This window comes from Actinokineospora xionganensis, assembly GCF_014323725.1.
Classification (GTDB): Bacteria; Actinomycetota; Actinomycetes; order Mycobacteriales; family Pseudonocardiaceae; genus Actinokineospora; species Actinokineospora xionganensis.
The window spans coordinates 353,204-367,802 of the sequence record NZ_JABVED010000001.1; the positions used below are offsets into that span (position 1 = coordinate 353,204).

General features: G+C 72.8%; 12 protein-coding genes. 7 read left to right on the plus strand and 5 right to left on the minus strand.

The genetic code is table 11. The annotated features are described in order from the left end of the window. Nucleotide 1: 1 nt before the first annotated feature. Together GPZ80_RS01680 and GPZ80_RS01685 are read left to right on the plus strand one after the other, a co-directional pair. Nucleotides 2-1,132, plus strand: a complete 1,131-nt coding sequence (locus tag GPZ80_RS01680; RefSeq protein ID WP_187217943.1) for an acyltransferase family protein — start codon at nt 2-4, stop codon at nt 1,130-1,132. 107 nt (nt 1,133-1,239) lie between these two features. Continuing rightward, nucleotides 1,240-1,824, plus strand: a complete 585-nt coding sequence (locus tag GPZ80_RS01685; RefSeq protein ID WP_187217944.1) for an Rv1733c family protein — start codon at nt 1,240-1,242, stop codon at nt 1,822-1,824. 147 nt (nt 1,825-1,971) lie between these two features. On the opposite strand, the gene GPZ80_RS01690 is transcribed toward GPZ80_RS01685, so the two are convergent. Then, entirely contained in the window at nt 1,972-2,628 is a 657-nt protein-coding gene (locus tag GPZ80_RS01690; RefSeq protein ID WP_187217945.1) for a YdcF family protein, read from the minus strand. Nucleotides 2,629-3,000: 372 nt separating this feature from the next. Here GPZ80_RS01690 and GPZ80_RS01695 point away from each other — a divergent pair, with 372 nt between their 5' ends. Then, nucleotides 3,001-3,309, plus strand: a complete 309-nt coding sequence (locus GPZ80_RS01695) for a DUF4342 domain-containing protein (RefSeq protein ID WP_187217946.1) — start codon at nt 3,001-3,003, stop codon at nt 3,307-3,309. After that, nucleotides 3,306-3,986, plus strand: a complete 681-nt coding sequence (locus tag GPZ80_RS01700; RefSeq protein ID WP_187217947.1) for a LiaF transmembrane domain-containing protein — start codon at nt 3,306-3,308, stop codon at nt 3,984-3,986. The genes GPZ80_RS01695 and GPZ80_RS01700 overlap by 4 nt, the downstream gene beginning before the upstream one ends. Here the strand turns inward: GPZ80_RS01700 and GPZ80_RS01705 are convergent, their stop codons facing one another. Beyond that, entirely contained in the window at nt 3,987-4,964 is a 978-nt protein-coding gene (locus GPZ80_RS01705) for a DUF3048 domain-containing protein (RefSeq protein ID WP_246476634.1), read from the minus strand. A gap of 474 nt (nt 4,965-5,438) precedes the next feature. On the opposite strand from GPZ80_RS01705, the gene GPZ80_RS01710 reads away from it, so the two are divergent. From GPZ80_RS01710 to GPZ80_RS01720, 3 genes are all read left to right on the plus strand, one after another. Continuing rightward, on the plus strand, nt 5,439-6,521 hold the full coding sequence (locus tag GPZ80_RS01710) for an AI-2E family transporter (RefSeq protein ID WP_187217948.1): 1,083 nt from the start codon (nt 5,439-5,441) through the stop codon (nt 6,519-6,521). After that, the gene (locus GPZ80_RS01715) at nt 6,518-8,236 is read left to right on the plus strand and encodes an alpha/beta hydrolase (protein WP_187217949.1); all 1,719 of its coding nucleotides are present in this window, start codon (nt 6,518-6,520) and stop codon (nt 8,234-8,236) included. The genes GPZ80_RS01710 and GPZ80_RS01715 overlap by 4 nt, the downstream gene beginning before the upstream one ends. 184 nt (nt 8,237-8,420) lie before the next feature. Further along, nucleotides 8,421-9,050: a CPBP family intramembrane glutamic endopeptidase gene (locus GPZ80_RS01720; protein WP_187218302.1), complete on the plus strand. Its 630-nt coding sequence runs from the start codon at nt 8,421-8,423 to the stop codon at nt 9,048-9,050. Nucleotides 9,051-9,068: 18 nt separating this feature from the next. On the opposite strand, the gene GPZ80_RS33585 is transcribed toward GPZ80_RS01720, so the two are convergent. From GPZ80_RS33585 to GPZ80_RS01735, 3 genes are read right to left on the minus strand one after another with little or no spacing between them, the layout of a single operon-like run. Next, nucleotides 9,069-11,906, minus strand: a complete 2,838-nt coding sequence (locus tag GPZ80_RS33585) for an alkaline phosphatase D family protein (RefSeq protein WP_187217950.1) — start codon at nt 11,904-11,906, stop codon at nt 9,069-9,071. Further along, on the minus strand, nt 11,903-14,236 hold the full coding sequence (locus GPZ80_RS01730) for a PEP/pyruvate-binding domain-containing protein (RefSeq protein WP_187217951.1): 2,334 nt from the start codon (nt 14,234-14,236) through the stop codon (nt 11,903-11,905). The genes GPZ80_RS33585 and GPZ80_RS01730 overlap by 4 nt, the downstream gene beginning before the upstream one ends. Next, entirely contained in the window at nt 14,233-14,541 is a 309-nt protein-coding gene (locus GPZ80_RS01735) for a hypothetical protein (protein WP_187217952.1), read from the minus strand. The genes GPZ80_RS01730 and GPZ80_RS01735 overlap by 4 nt, the downstream gene beginning before the upstream one ends. Nucleotides 14,542-14,599: the final 58 nt, after the last annotated feature.

The window sequence follows — 14,599 nt, forward strand, 5'->3', positions numbered from 1 at the left end:
CATGTCCACCACCAGCGAACCGAGAACAAGCACCAGGCTGCCGCAGATCGACAACCTGAAGACCCTGATGGTCGCCTGGGTGATCGGCGGGCACGCGCTGCTGGGCTACTCGGCCACCGGCGGGTGGGCCTACGACGAGGTCAACGAAGTCACGTTCACCCCGGGCGTCGAACTGGTCCTGGGCACGATCCTGGGCTCGTCCGGGCTCTACATGATCGGGGTGTTCTTCTTCGTCGCGGGCCTGTTCTCCCCGGAAGCGCTGGCCCGCAAGGGCGCGGGCGGTTTCGCGCGGGACCGGCTGCGGCGGCTGGGTGTGCCCTTCCTGGTCTCGGCTCTGCTGCTGTGGCCGCTCTCGATGTGGCTGGCCTACCGGGCGGCGGGCCGCGAGGGCGCGCCGTGGGACGTGACGCTGGCCCGCGAGCCGCTGCTGGACTCCGGCGCGCTGTGGTTCGCCGAGATCCTGCTGATCTACTCGCTGGCCTTCGCCGCGTGGCGCCGCTTCGTGCGCCCCTCCCGTGCGGACGCACCCACCCGCGCGTTGCTCGGACACCACTTAATCGCGGTGGCCGTGCTGGTCACCGCCACCACCTTCGTTGTGCGGCTGTGGCTGCCCGCGCGCAGCGCCCAACCACTCGACCTGCACCTATGGCAGTGGCCGCAACTCGCCGCGATGTTCTGCCTCGGCATCGTCGCCGCCCGTCAGGGATGGGCCACCAGAGTCCCCGAGCGGGTCTACCGCGGCTGCGCGGCCGTCGCGCTGACCGCGATCATCCTCGTGCCGTCGCTGGGGCTGCTGGTCGGCGTGCGCGACCTCACCGACGACCTGGCCCCCTTCCAGGGCGGATGGAACCTACCGGCCCTGGGCACCGCGGCCTTCGAAGGCGCGCTGGTGGTCGCGGGGTCCGTGTGGCTGCTCGGACTCGCCCAGCGCGGATTCACCTGGCACGGTCCGCTCGCCAAAACCCTGTCCCGAGGCGCCTTCGTCGCTTTCGTGGCGCAAGGGCCGGTCCTCATCACCCTCGCCGTCGCCGCCCGGCCGCTGCCCCTGCCCGCCGAGGCGAAGGCGGTCCTCGTCGGCGCGGCGGGTATCGCCCTGTGCTTCTGGCTGGGCGCCCGCCTCACCCGGCGCTGACCGAAGTCCCGGCCGGACGGGGGCCTTGTGCCGTGTGGCGGCCACCACCGCACGCGCTGTGATTGTCCCGCGACACCAACAGAGCCGAGAGCGAAAGGGGCGTCGAGATGCCCTCCACAATGGACCTGGGTCGCCTGGCCCGCCGCTTGTGGCCCGGGCGCTGCGCGCTGGCCAGGCCCAGCGACTGGATCGAGGCGGGCTGCCTGCTCATCCTCGTCCTGCTGCTGATGGTGACGGTGCCGGTCGCGGGCGCGGTGGGTTCGGAAACCTACACCACCACCTCCGAACTGGCCCGGCAGCAGCGCGACGACAGGATGCCCACCACCGCGACCCTGCTCGAACCGGCGCCCGGCGTCGACCCCGGGGTCCTGGGCGAGCTCGTGCGGGCCTCGTGGGTGCGGCCGGACGGACAGGTCGCGGTCGGGAAAGTCAACGTGCGCCAGGAGGCGGCCGCCGGTGACCGGGTGGACATCTGGGTCGACCGGTCCGGCGAGGTGACCCTCGCGCCGATCACCGAAGGGGGAGTGGTCGTCGCGGCGGTGGCGACCGGCCTGATCGCCCTGTGCCTCGGCGTCGTCGGGCTCCTCCTCGCCTACCAGCTCGTGCGGTGGGCGCTGGACCGCCACCGACTGCGCCGCTGGGCGGACGAGTGGACCCGGGTGCGCGTGCAGTGGACGACCAGACAGGAATGACCACCGCGTCACGCAGCCCTTCAGTGCGCTGCCGATGCGGGCGTTGAGCTCCCGCACAGCGGGAATCGTGCGGTGTCGAGGAGCGGCGACGCGTGGCGCTACGTGCTGGACTTCCTACGCTGGCCGCGGTAAGCGGGCGCCCGGTGGTCAGATCAGGCGGTTGGTGAAGCCCGCGTCGACAAGCCGCTGGTAGGCGGCGTGCACCGGCTCGGGCATGTCCTGCTCGATGGCGAAGCCGAGGCGGGCGTATTCGGTGATGCGTTGGGTGTCGCCGACGAGCATGTTGATGACGCGGTCGGCGTCCCCGATCGTGGCGATGTACTTGTCGAGCGGTAGCGGCCGGGACAAGCAGATGACGTCGACTTCGGGCCAGACCTTGCGGCAGGTCGCGTAGGCGCGGCGCTGCTGGTAGGGCCGGGAGATCAGCATGACCGACGCCGGGTGGATGTCCCCGTCCGCGAGGACCTGGCGGGTGTTGGTGAGGTTCTGGCTGGTGTTGGTAGCTGCGGTCTCGATGAGGATGGCGTCGGCGGGGACGCCGAGTTCGATGGCGTGCTCGCGGTAGTGGACGGCTTCGCCGCGGGGGAAGCGTTCGATGGTGGTGGGGGCGTTGGCGCCGGTGAACACGATCCGCTCGAACAGGCCCTGCTGGTATAGCTGCGCGGCGTGGATAGCGACGCCGAGGTCGTGGGAGCCGAGGCCGATGCCAACGTCGCAGTGGCGGGGTTGGTGGCCCATGTCGTGGTAGGCCCACAGGGTTTCGACGTCGGCTCGCAGGTTCGCGGGCAGTTCGGTGGTCGCCATGACCCGCAAGGTTACGGCCGGCGTGGGTCGGTGCCGTGCACGCCCATCCGGTGCGCCAGTTCGAGTGCCCGCCCGGACGGGCGTGGGTGGCGGATCATCTCGCGGACGAGAAGGCGGGAGCGCCGGTGGTAACCGCGCGGGCATTCGTGCGCTGGAACGCGCCGATGAAGCCCTGTGAACTGGGTGCGGCGACCCACTGATCCTGCCGGTGACTCCTCTGCTTCATCGACCATTCCGGGGCGCGCGCCGTTCCCGGATCAACGATGTCGCTAGAGGTCCCTGTGCGAGGTGCCAGAGGGCCCTGTGCCCGCTGCAGCACGGCCGACGACGGTGGTGAGGACAGCGAAGACACACGAATTGAGGAGACACGTCATGACGCTGGACCAGGAAGTCGACAACGACCGGCGCGCGGCGGTGCTGCTGAGCGGGCAAACCTGGCTCGACGACGCCAAGCGACTCGTCCACCAGGGCAATGTCCGCCGCATCGTCGTCCGCAACAGCCACGGCGAGACCGTGGCGAAGCTGCCCGTGACCGCCGGTGTCGTCGCCGCCGTGGTCGCGCCCGCCGCGACCGCGCTCGGGGCGCTCGCCGCGCTCGCGGTCCACTGCACGATCAAGGTCGAGCGCCCCGCGAGCCCGACCACCGATGGACCCGGGACCGAGCCGGAGGATCAGTCGTGAAACCGGTGCGACTGTGGATCGGCCTGGTGTTGCTGGTCCTCGGCACATTCCTGGCCCTCGACGCGCTCGACGTGCTCGACGCGGGCACCACCATCGACCGGTGGTGGCCCGCCGCGCTCAGCGGGCTCGGGGTGGTCGCCATGATCACCCAGGGCCGGGTCTCCCTCGGCCCCGCTGTGGTCACCGGGTTGGGCCTGATCCTGCTGGCCGACACCAACGACTGGGCCGACGAGGACCTGATCGGGCCCGCACTGCTCATCACGATCGGCATCGTGGTGCTGGCCAGTGTCGTCCGCAACCGCACCCACGACCACCTCTCCCGGGCGCCGGTCGCGCTGTTCGGCGAGGCGAAGACCACCGACCACGGCGAGCACTTCGACCACAGCACCGTCTCGGCCGTGTTCGGCGGCGCCACCCTCGACCTGCGCGACGCGCACATCGACCGATCGGCCACAGTGGACGCGTTCGCCCTCTTCGGCGGTGTCGATGTCCTGGTGCCCAAGGGATGGCGGGTCTCTGTCGGTGGGCTGCCGATCTTCGGCGGCTACGAGGACAAGACCAGGGGCAACGGCTCGCTGCCCGCGGACGCGCCGCTGCTCAAGGTCAACGCGACCGCGATCTTCGGCGCGGTCGAGGTCAGCGACGAACCCCCGGGCCGCGCCTCGGACGACGACTGATCACTGCGGGACGAGCAGGATCCAGACGGGATAGCCCGACAGCGGCAAGGCCTCGCCCACCTCGGTGCGGAACCGGGTGGGCGAGGCCGCGTCCGGCCTCGACCACCTCGCGGCGAAGCGCCTGCCATCACGCAGGACGGTGGCCGACCCACCGCCGACGCTCCGCACGACGGGGGAGCGGGTGCCCGCACTGTCCTCAATGGCCTCATCGGCGGTGATCGCGACCCGCTGCTCGACCACGGTCGCCGCGCCGAGCGGGCCGCACTCGGTCGAGGTCAGCGGTCTGCCGCTCATCGACACCGCCCACCGGCCCGACTCCGCGGACCAGGTGAAGGCGTAGTCGGCGGCGCGGAAGCCGACCTGGTGGCGGTCCGCCGCCACCCCGGACGCGGGCGCGGGCCCGAACTGCAGCGGCGGCGACTGGGGTGGCTTCGCCGCGGTCGGAAGGGAAGCCGGGCGCACGAACAGGTTGTGCGGGGCCGCGCGGTCGTCGTCGCGGTAGTAGGCGCCCGGGGTCTCGTGCGGGGAGGCGTTGACCAACTCGGCCCCGGCGAGCGCGGGCAGCAGCTCGGGGGCGGCCCCGGAGTAGGCGAACACCGGGGTGCCGTACTGGGCGAGCAGCCCGATGTCGGTGCGCCGCGCACTGCGGACCGGCCCCACCGCATCCGGTTGCTCACCCTGGTACAGCGCGAGCAACCGGGTCAGGCCGCCTTCGACGGGTTCGACATAGACGATGTCCGCGCCGCACAGCCCGGTGTGCGGCCGCGCCTGCCACACATTGTCGATCTTGACCGCGAGCACCGGGGCCGACGGCTCGGACGGCGGTGGGAGCACCGCGGTGGTGGTCGGCGCGGAACCGGTCACCGGGTGTCCGGTGGTCAGCCTGCCCGGCCCACCCAACATGGCGAACAGCACCACGGTCAGCGTGATCGCGACGGCCACCGCGATGAGTGCCCACAGCCGCCGATGCCCGGTCATGACGGTCCGCCATCGCATCGTTGCCTCCGAATGTCGAGGCGGCGGAGGGACGCACGCCGCACTGTGACGCTCGCCTGCGCAGGCGACGGCACACAGTGCGTGAGGTCCCTTACCGCGCGGGTCCTAGGGCATCTGGCGCACGAAAGGGCGGATGTACCCGCCACAGTCGGGATCTTCGACCCGGTCCGCCCCCGACCCGCCTGGCGCATCGTGAACGGCAGGCGCAGCAGCGGATCGACGTCGGGCACCAAAGGGAGGTAGACGATGGCGCGAACCGGTTCGTCACCATCCCTCGGTCACGGAGACGCGATCCCTGGCGGAGAGGACCTACCGGCGCCTGAGGGGACCGTGACGGCGGCTGACCACGGCTCCCACCATCGCGCACGGTCCCTCACAGGTGACCAACCGTTGAAATTCCGAGGAGGCGGCACAGCGAAATTCCGGGGAGGCGGCGCGGTCTGGACCGGCGCCGCTGTGTTGATCTTCCTTGCGATCGGCTATGTGGCGCTGCGGGTGGTGCTGGCGCTGGCCGCGGTACTCATCCCGCTCGCCATCGCGGTCCTGTTGGCCGCGCTGCTCGCGCCCGTCGCCCAGTGGCTGGTCCGCCGCGGCTGCGCCCGGTGGCTGGCCGCCGCGCTGGTTCTGCTCGGTTCCCTCACCGTGCTGGGCGGGCTGTTCACCCTCACCGTGAACGCGTTGATCACGGGTGCGGGCGACCTCGGCGGCACCTTGCGCGACGGTGTGATGTCGATCCGCGACTGGCTTGTCACCGGCCCGCTGGGGCTCAGCGAGCGCCAGATGGACGCCGCGGTCGACGACCTGGTCGGTTTGGTCGGCGGGCAGGCCGAGCGGATCGTCAGCGGCGCGTCGACCACCGCAGCGGCGATCGGGGCGGCGCTCGCCGGGCTGGTCCTGACCCTGTTCGCCCTGTTCTTCTTCCTCTATGACGGCGAACGGATCTGGGCCTGGGTGCTCACCGTGACGCCCGACCGGGTGCGGGCGCGGGTCGACGACACCGGGCGGCTGGCGCTGAGCTCGCTTGGCGGGTTCACCCGGGCGACCCTGGTGGTGGCGACGGTGGACGCGGTGGCGATCGGCGTCGGACTGCTCATCATCGGTGTTCCGATGGTGGTCCCGCTGGCGTCGCTGGTCTTCCTCGCCGCCTTCGTGCCCTATGTCGGCGCGTTCTTCGCCGGGTTCGTGGCGGTCCTGGTCGCCCTCGTGTCCGGCGGGCCGGTGATGGCGCTGGCGACGCTGCTGCTCTCGGTGGCCGTCCAGGAACTCGAAGGCGAGGTGCTGCAACCCTTCCTGCTCAGCCGGGCCGTGCGGCTGCACCCGCTGGCCGTGGTGTTCGCCGTCGCCGCGGGCGTGGTGCTGGCGGGCATCGTCGGCGCGTTGCTCGCCGTGCCGGTGGTGCTGGTGGTCCGCGCGGCGCTCGACCCGCGAGGCGCCGCCGAACCTGAGACTCCACGCCGCGGGGCCCTGCGGAAACTGTGGCGCGCGGTGACGCGAGCACGGTCGGCTCGACACCTCGCCGCCGGGCGAGAAGCGGGATGACCGGCCTGGCGCGGATCCCGGATCCAGTGCTGCGGTCCGGGCGACTGGCGTTCCCGGCTTGGCCGATCCGGCGCGGCGCGGCGCGGGTGCCCGCCGCGGCCCTGGCGAGGCTGGACTTCGTGGGCACCACGATCGCCATCGGCATGTTCTACCTGTCGGTCACGCCTTCCCTGCTGCCCCGGCCGTGGCTGCTGCAGGGCGTGATCAGCGGCGTGGCGGTCAGCCTCGGCTACCTCGTGGGCATCGGCCTGGGCAAGCTCGGAGCGCCGCTGCTGCGCCGGATTCAACCCGACCTGCGCGCCATCGCCCGGCGGGTGCTCGCCTACACCACCGGGCCGCTGATCGCGGTGTTCGCCTACCAGGGCGCGGGTTGGCAGCAGGAGGTCTCTCTGTTGACCGGGGTGCAGGCGCCGTCGACCCTGCAGTACCTCAGGGTGCCGCTCGTGACCGCCGCGATCTTCCTGATGCTGCTGGCGATGTCGCGGTTCCGGTCCTGGGCCACCCGGCGGCTCACGCACGTGCTCACCCGTCGGCTGCGGCGCCTGCCCGCGGCCTGCCTGTCGGGCACCGCCGTGTTCGCCGCGGTCCTGGCCGCCCAGTTCGCCGTCGTGTACGGCGTTTTCGCGCTGGCGAACGAGAACTTCCGACTGTTCGACGAACAAGGCGGACCACGCGCCCGCCCGGCCGCCGCCGAGCTGTCGGGCAGCGCGGAGTCCCTCGTCGCCTGGGACACCATCGGCAGGCAGGGGCGGGAGTTCCTCATCGGCGGGCCCACCGCCGCCGACATCAGCCGGTTCACCGGCGGGCAGGCGAAACAGCCGATCCGCGCGTACGCGGGCAGGCGCTCGGCGCCGTCCATCCACGACACCGCGGCCCTGGCGGTGCGCGAACTGGAACGCACCGGCGCCTTCTCCAGATCCGTGCTCTGCGTGGTCACCACCACCGGCCGCGGATACATCGACTCCGCGTTCACCGGGGCACTGGAGTACATGCACGGCGGCGACACCGCGATCGTGGCGATCCAGTACTCCCACCTGCCCAGCTGGCTGTCGTTCCTCACCGACGGCGACGCGGTGCGCACGGCCGGACACGAGTTGTTCGACCAAGTCCACGCCCGGTGGTCCCTCCTGCCCGTCGGTTCCCGGCCCAAGCTGCTCGTGTTCGGCGAGAGCCTCGGCGCGTTGGGCGCCGACGCGACCTTCGCCGGGCCCTCCGAACTCAGTGAGCGCGCCGACGGCGTCCTGCTCGTCGGCCCGCCGAACAACAGCCCCAACCGCAAGGAGCTCACCGCGGCCCGCGAACCCGGGTCCACCGAAGCGCTGCCGGTGTACGACGGTGGCGTGACCGCGCGGTTCGGGGCGAGCGCCGCCGACTTCGGTGTCCCCACCGGGCCCTGGGGTCACCCCCGCGTCGGATACCTGCAGCACCAGTCCGATCCGGTGGTGTGGTGGTCGCCGGACCTGATTCTGCGCGCGCCGTCCTGGCTCACCGACCGCGGCCCCGGGGTGAGCCCGGGCGTGCGGTGGTACCCGTTCATCACCTTCGCCCAGCTCACCGCCGACCTGTTGGTCGCCAACGACGCGCCGAGCGGCTACGGCCACAACTACCGTGAAGACGCGGTCGCCTCATGGGCGTGGATCGCGCCACCCGCACACTGGACCGCGTCGCACACCGAGCGCCTGGAGGCGTTCCTCGGGTACCGCCCAGGCTCGTAGCCGATCGCCTCGAATTCGGGCCCGCCGCTCGCACCTGTTCGCCACGTAGACTGGTCATATCGAGAGTTCAGCGAACACCACAGTCCTCAGCCGTCCCCCCACCGCGGCAACCACGCGCCGTCGGTGGCCGTTCCTGCTGGCCGCGCTGGCCGCACTGGTCGGGTTCAACGTCGCGCCTGTGTTCATGCCAGGCGGGCTCGGCCCGTTCATCGGACCCGCGGTCGCCGTGGTGCTGGTGGTGCTCGCCCGCCTGCACGGCCTGTCCTGGCACGACCTCGGCTTCGCCCGCAAGACCTGGCGCAAAGGTGCCCTCTACGGCGGGGTCGCCATCGCCCTCGTCGCGCTGGTCTACATCGTCGGGGCGCTGCTGCCGATGACCCGGTCGGCGTTCGCCGACATCCGCTACGACATGGCCATGAGCCAGGCGCTGCTGCTCGCGCTGGTGCTGATTCCCGTGCACACCATCCTCATCGAGGAGGTCGCGTTCCGCGGCGTGCTGCCCGCGATGCTGCGCGGCCGGCTGGGAACCGCGTGGGCCATCGGCTTGTCCTCGGCGCTGTTCGGCCTATGGCACGTCATCCCCTCGCTGCGGCTCAACACGCAGAACGCGGCGCTGGGCTCGGCCGTCGGCACCGATCTGCGCGCCCAGATCCTCGTCGTGGCGGGCACGGTCCTGTTCACCGGCCTCGCCGGGGTGCTGCTGTCCGAACTGCGCCGGCGCAGCGGCAGCGTGCTGGCCTCCGCCGGCCTGCACTGGGCCACGAACGGACTGGGTGTGCTGGTTTCCGCCCTGCTCTGGGCTTCCGCGACGTAGGCCCGTCCACCAGCGGGTTCACCGCGCGGGAACCGTGAACCGGTGCTCGGCGAGAACCTCCCCGCGCCAGTCGCGCCCGGTGAGCGTCACCGCGACCGACGCCCCCGCGTCGGTGACCGTGAGCGTGCCGAACTGGCCCGCCCCGGGGAACGCGCCCTCGCTGTACGGGCCGCCCTTCACACCGCCCGGACGGTCGAGCGCCGCGGCGTGCAGCAGCGGGAAACCGGGGTAGCCGCTGGTGCTGTAGTCGGTGTTCGTGCCGTCGTCGATGGCGACCATGTGGGCGTCGCCGCTGACCATGACCAGGTTGCGGATGCCCGCCTCGGCGATCGTGTCGGCCACCACCCGGCGCTCCTGCGCGTACCCGCCCCAGTCGTCGCCCGTCGGGTCGGCGGGCGCGATCCAAGGGTCGGGATTCACCCAGACCACGACCGCGTGCGTGTGGCTCGCCGTCACGAGTTCCTGTCGCAGCCAGGCGAGTTGCCGCTCGCCGAGCATCGTCGCGGCCGTGCGCTCGGAACGGGTGTCGGTGAGCACGAACCGCACCCGACCCAGGGTGAACGCCTGGTTGATCGCCTCGCCCGGTCCCGACGCGAGCGGGTAGTGCGGCACGTACCGGTCGTAGGCGGCGCGGGCGGCCGCGCGGGTCGGCGCGCTCGCGTCGGCGTCGTTGGGCCCGTAGTCGTGGTCGTCCCACACGTAGGCGATCGGCACACTCCGGTAGAGCGCCGCCTGAGCGGGCGCGGTCAGGGTCCGCCGGTAGAAACCGGCGAAGCGCCCGACGTCGGGGGTGTCGGGGTTGCCGTAGTGCAGGTCCCCGGTGGCGATGTACAGGTCGGGGCGCAGGGCCCGGATCGCGTCGAACACCGCGCCGTTCGACCCCGTGCGGGCGCACCCCCCGAACGCGACTGTCAACGACGTGGCGCCCGCGGTGCGCAGTTCGCCCACGCCGCGGGAGCGGTCCACCACGCCGTCGACCTCGATCCGATAGCGGTAGGCGGTCCCCGGCGCCAACCCGTCGACCACCAGCCGTGCGACCCCGTCGGCCCCCACGTCCGCCTGCGGCGAGATGATGATCGGCTCGACGCCGGACACGGGCTCCATGCGTAGCCGCGCCTGCCGGGACCCGGCGGCGAGTTCGGCGACAACGGTCGCCCCACCGGTCGTTACGCCGCCCGCCCACGACCACAGCACCCGGTCGGCGGGCAGAGCGGGCACCGAGGAGGCGGGGTGGGCGGGACCGTAGTAGGTGTCGTAGACCGTCAGCGCGCCGACCCACGTGCCGCTCAGCAGCAGCACCGAACTCACGGCCAGCACGGTGATCGCGCGGATCGTGCGCCCGTGCTGCCACACCAGCCAGAAACCGGCGGCGGGCGCGAGGAACACCACCGCGACCGCCAGGCTGACCAGCGGGTGGTACGCCAGCGCCGCCAGCGTGCCGAGCACGCCGCCCGCGAGCGCCAGCACCACCGCGCCTGCCGCCTCGGACTTCAAGGCCAGCAGCCACCCCACCGTCGCCAGAGCGAGCAGCACCAGCTGAGCCGGGTCCGCGATCTGGGGGCCGAGGGTGTCGGCTTCCGGGTTCGACGGCAGCCCGACGAACCCGGCCAGCGCGAGGAACCCGATGATCGCGGCGGGCGCCCATACCCGGCTCGCCAGCCGGATGACGCGTTGCACTCTCGGGCCCACGTGGATCAAGCCGACCTCGCCCGGGTGCGGCGACGCCGCCAGAGGGCAGTCGGTGCAGTGCCGGTGCAGGCGGGGGTGGGCAAGCGCCCACCAGCAGGCCAGCACCGCCGCGACGCCCCACAACACCCCGGAAGCCGAGTCGGACCACCAGTGCGTTCCGGCGCGCAGCGCGCTGAGTCCGGCCACGCCCGCGCTCAGCGCCAGCAGCCCGGCCCCCACCCAGGCCACCCGTGTGCGCCGGGTGAGCACGAGCAGCGCCAGTGGGGCGAAGCCGATGAGCAGCACGCCCTGGATCTCCTGGCCGCTGGGGAACGAGTCGCCCGTCGCACCAATCGGGCGGTCACGCGGGACCAGCAGGTCGAGCGCGACGTCGAGCAGCAAGCCGCTCGCCGCGGCGACCACGTAGACCACCGGGACGGCGGAGCAGCGGACCGCCGACAAACCGATCACCGCGACCGCCAGCAGGTACAGCGGCACCGGCCCCAGCGGATCGAACGGGCCGACCAGGTCCACCCCGGGCAGCTTGGGGGCGGTCGCGGCCACCCAGGCGTCCAGCCCCTCCAGCCTGCGCGGCGCTTTGGCCACGACGAACGTGAAGATCGCCGCGGTGGCCCCGGCGAACGCGGCCGCCCAGCCGAGCAGCAGCACGCTGATCACCCGCGGCTTGGCGGGCGACTGGCCGAGCGGGGTGTGCGCGAGCATTGTCAGCTCCCACCGGGCGGCCTTCGGCCAACGCGAGTACGCCACCGCGCACACCGCCGCGACCGCGCCCAGCGCCGCGGCCACCGCCAGCGACAGCGCCCACAGCCACGCGATGTCCGCGACGTACGCCCCCCGGCGCAGGTAGTTCGCCGTGGCGCCGATCAGGACGTAAACGGCGAACCCGCCGCAGCTCAGCGCGGCCAGCAGATAGGCCGCGCGCGGGCGCAGCCCGGCGGTGAGCGCGTCGCCCGCGGGGTCGCCGGTCAGGGTGTGCCGGGCGGTCGCCCGCGCCTCCAGCTCGATCCGACGCGCCCGCCCACGGCCGCCCTTGCCGTGCAGCGCGTCGCGAAGCAGGGTGAGCAGTGAGACCAGGACGCCCGCACCCATGATCGCGGGCACGAAGATGTGCGTGCGGGTGACGTCGAAGTCCGACAGCCAGTCCTCGCGTACGCGGCGGCGGTTCACTGTGTCCCTCCAGAGTGGACGGTCACGGTGCCCGTGTCGCCGTCGACGGTGACCATGCGGCCGTCGAGGGCCGCACAGGAGCCGGGCAGGTTGAGCACCGCGGGCACGCCCAGCTCCCGGGCCACGATCGCGGCGTGCGACAGCGGCCCGCCGCGCTCGACGACGATGGCCCCGGCGCGCAGGAACAGCGGCGACCAGGACGCGTCGGTGGCCGCGGCGACGAGCACCTCGCCTGCCGCGAAGTCGGTGTCCACGGGGTCGGTGACGACCCGTGCTCGGCCGGTGTGTGTGCCCGGGCTCGCCGCCCAGCCGGTGAGCTGGTCGCCGGTGGGGGCCGCGGGCGCGGCGACGTCTGGTGTGCCGGTGAACCGGACCGGCAGCGGACCCTCGACCTGTCGGCGCGCCAGCCACCGCGCGCGGTGAGCCAGCTCGACAGGTGGCGGGCCCGCGCCGCGAAGCGCGGGCGCGAGTTCCCGGTTGTGGAGGAGATCCACTTGCGTGGCCTCGTCGAGCACGCCCGCCGCGACGAGCCTGCGGCCCAACTCCAGATGCACCCGTCGGACCTCGCCGCCGAGGATCAGGACGGCGGCCTTGACCCGTTCGCGGCGGGCCAACCCGTCGGCGGCGTCGCCGACGAGACGCCGCAGCAGGTGCATCCGCACGTCGACGATCTGCCCGGTGAGCATCCGCACCCGCCGCCACCGCGGGGTGCGCAGGCGCCGCTCCAGGTCCAGCCGCGCGGCCTTGCTCTCGTCGCGGCGCGGCGCGCGCCCGGGTGCGTCGAGACCCGCCTCCGCCCACGTCGGCCCCGCGAAGATCGACCGGCACATGGTCGCCGGGTGCGCCGCGGAGGTTCCCGCGCCGCTGGTGACTCGCTGCGCGAACGACGACGCCGCCGAATCGCCGAGATGGGGCAGTAGGAAGTCCGTCAACTGCTGGTAGGCCGCGACCGCGGCGGCGGCGACGGCCAGCTCCACCGTCATGGCCCGCCCACCCAGGGCGATCAGCCGGCGGCGATACGCCAGCAGGTCGTCGTCGGGTCGCTCGGACAGCGGCGGGGGAGTGGCCACGATCTCGTCGATGGCCGCGATCACCACCTCGGCCTCCACGACCGACCGCCTGCGCAGCGCGGCGGCGCGCAGCCCGTGCGCCAGCGACCGCGGCCCGCCGCGAGCGCGGGGCTCGGCGGTGTCCGCGGCGACGCCGAAGTACTGGCGCTCGATCTCGGCCTCGGAGCCGCCGGGCATCGTCCGGGCCGAGGCCCGCAGCAGGTCGAGGTCCAACGCGGCACGGCCGCGCACCCGCCGCACGAACCGCCCATCCCGCGCGGGCAGCCCCCGCAGCGCGTCGAGAGCGTCCCGCAGCGCCTCCTCGACCAGGACCGAGGCCACATCCCACACCAGCGGCGGGATGACCCCGGGCAGGGTCTCGCCGATGCCGTTCGTGGTCAGTTCACTGTCGTCGACGGGCGTGTCGCACGGGTCGGTCCGGTCGCCGGACGCCACGGTGATCGGCCGGGCCTGCACCAGCCAAACCCGTTCGTCGTCCCGCGCCCACTCGACATCCTGCGGGACGCCACAAGCACGTTCCACCCGTAAGGCCAGATCGGCGGCGGCGCGGACCACCTGCGGTGCCTTGTCATCGCGGACCCCGGAGCGGGGCACCAGCCAGACCTCGGGGGTCCGGTCACCGGAGACCAGGGACTCGCCGAGCCCGTCGACCGACTCGACCCGGACCAGGTCCGGGTCGCCGCCGGGGTCGACGGTGAAGGCCACCCCGGCGGTGCGGGCTCGCACCATGCGCATGATCACGACGGCCATCGCGATGTCGCCGCCGATACCCCACATCGCGCGATAGGCGCGGGGCGCCGGGTGCCACAGCGACGCCCAGGTCAGGCGCACCGCGCGCAGCACCGCGTCGTCGCCTTCGACGCCGAGGGTCGACCGGTACTGGCCGGCGAACGAGGCCCCGGCGGTGTCCTCGACCGTCGCCGACGAACGCACCGCTACCGGCCCGCCCACCCCGCGGGCCGCCTCGACGATGGAGTACGCCACCGAGTCCGGCACCGGGACGGCCAGAAACGCCTCATCGACGACCTGCGCGGGCACCATGGCCCGCGGGTCGGACAGTCGGGCCAACAGCGCGGCCAGGTCCGGGTGTTCGGCCACCGTGCGATAGGCCGTCGCGGTCACGATCGACGTCGGCGGAATCGTGAAACCCGACCGCGCCAAGCGATCGAGGGCGGACCCCTTCCCACCCGCGACCGCGTTCAGCAGCGGAGCGCCACACCCGAGCCCCGCGGTGAACGCCTCCGAATCCACGACGGTCATCGCGATTCCCGTTCGCCTGCCACGAGACCGGCCCGGTGCTCGGCCAGGGCGCGGTCGACGATCCGCCCAGCGGGCTCACCGGTGGCCGCGGCGTGTTCGTGCAGCCAGACGGTGAGATCGGCTCGCACATGGACGGGCTGCCTGCCCAGCCACACAACGCCGAGCGCGACCAGCTGCGCCACCACGGCAGCGGCGAAGATCGTGATCAGGTCCCAGTCGCGGTCGCGAGCGACTTCGACCAACCCGACCAGGGTCACCAGGACGGCGGGTGCGAGCGCGGTGGTGGCGCGGTGCCTCGGCATCATGGTCCCACCCTCGCCTTTCGGGGGTGTCGCGTCCGACGGTCTTTGGACCCGACTTGCC

Bases quoted from the DNA above. Each gene is read 5' to 3' on its own strand.
- GPZ80_RS01680 (WP_187217943.1), top strand. From the start codon at position 2: ATGTCCACCACCAGCGAACCGAGAACAAGCACCAGGCTGCCGCAGATC.
- GPZ80_RS01685 (WP_187217944.1), top strand. From the start codon at position 1,240: ATGCCCTCCACAATGGACCTGGGTCGCCTGGCCCGCCGCTTGTGGCCC.
- GPZ80_RS01690 (WP_187217945.1), bottom strand. From the start codon at position 2,628: ATGGCGACCACCGAACTGCCCGCGAACCTGCGAGCCGACGTCGAAACC.
- GPZ80_RS01695 (WP_187217946.1), top strand. From the start codon at position 3,001: ATGACGCTGGACCAGGAAGTCGACAACGACCGGCGCGCGGCGGTGCTG.
- GPZ80_RS01705 (WP_246476634.1), bottom strand. From the start codon at position 4,964: ATGACCGGGCATCGGCGGCTGTGGGCACTCATCGCGGTGGCCGTCGCG.
- GPZ80_RS01715 (WP_187217949.1), top strand. From the start codon at position 6,518: ATGACCGGCCTGGCGCGGATCCCGGATCCAGTGCTGCGGTCCGGGCGA.
- GPZ80_RS01720 (WP_187218302.1), top strand. From the start codon at position 8,421: ATGCCAGGCGGGCTCGGCCCGTTCATCGGACCCGCGGTCGCCGTGGTG.
- GPZ80_RS01730 (WP_187217951.1), bottom strand. From the start codon at position 14,236: ATGACCGTCGTGGATTCGGAGGCGTTCACCGCGGGGCTCGGGTGTGGC.
- GPZ80_RS01735 (WP_187217952.1), bottom strand. From the start codon at position 14,541: ATGATGCCGAGGCACCGCGCCACCACCGCGCTCGCACCCGCCGTCCTG.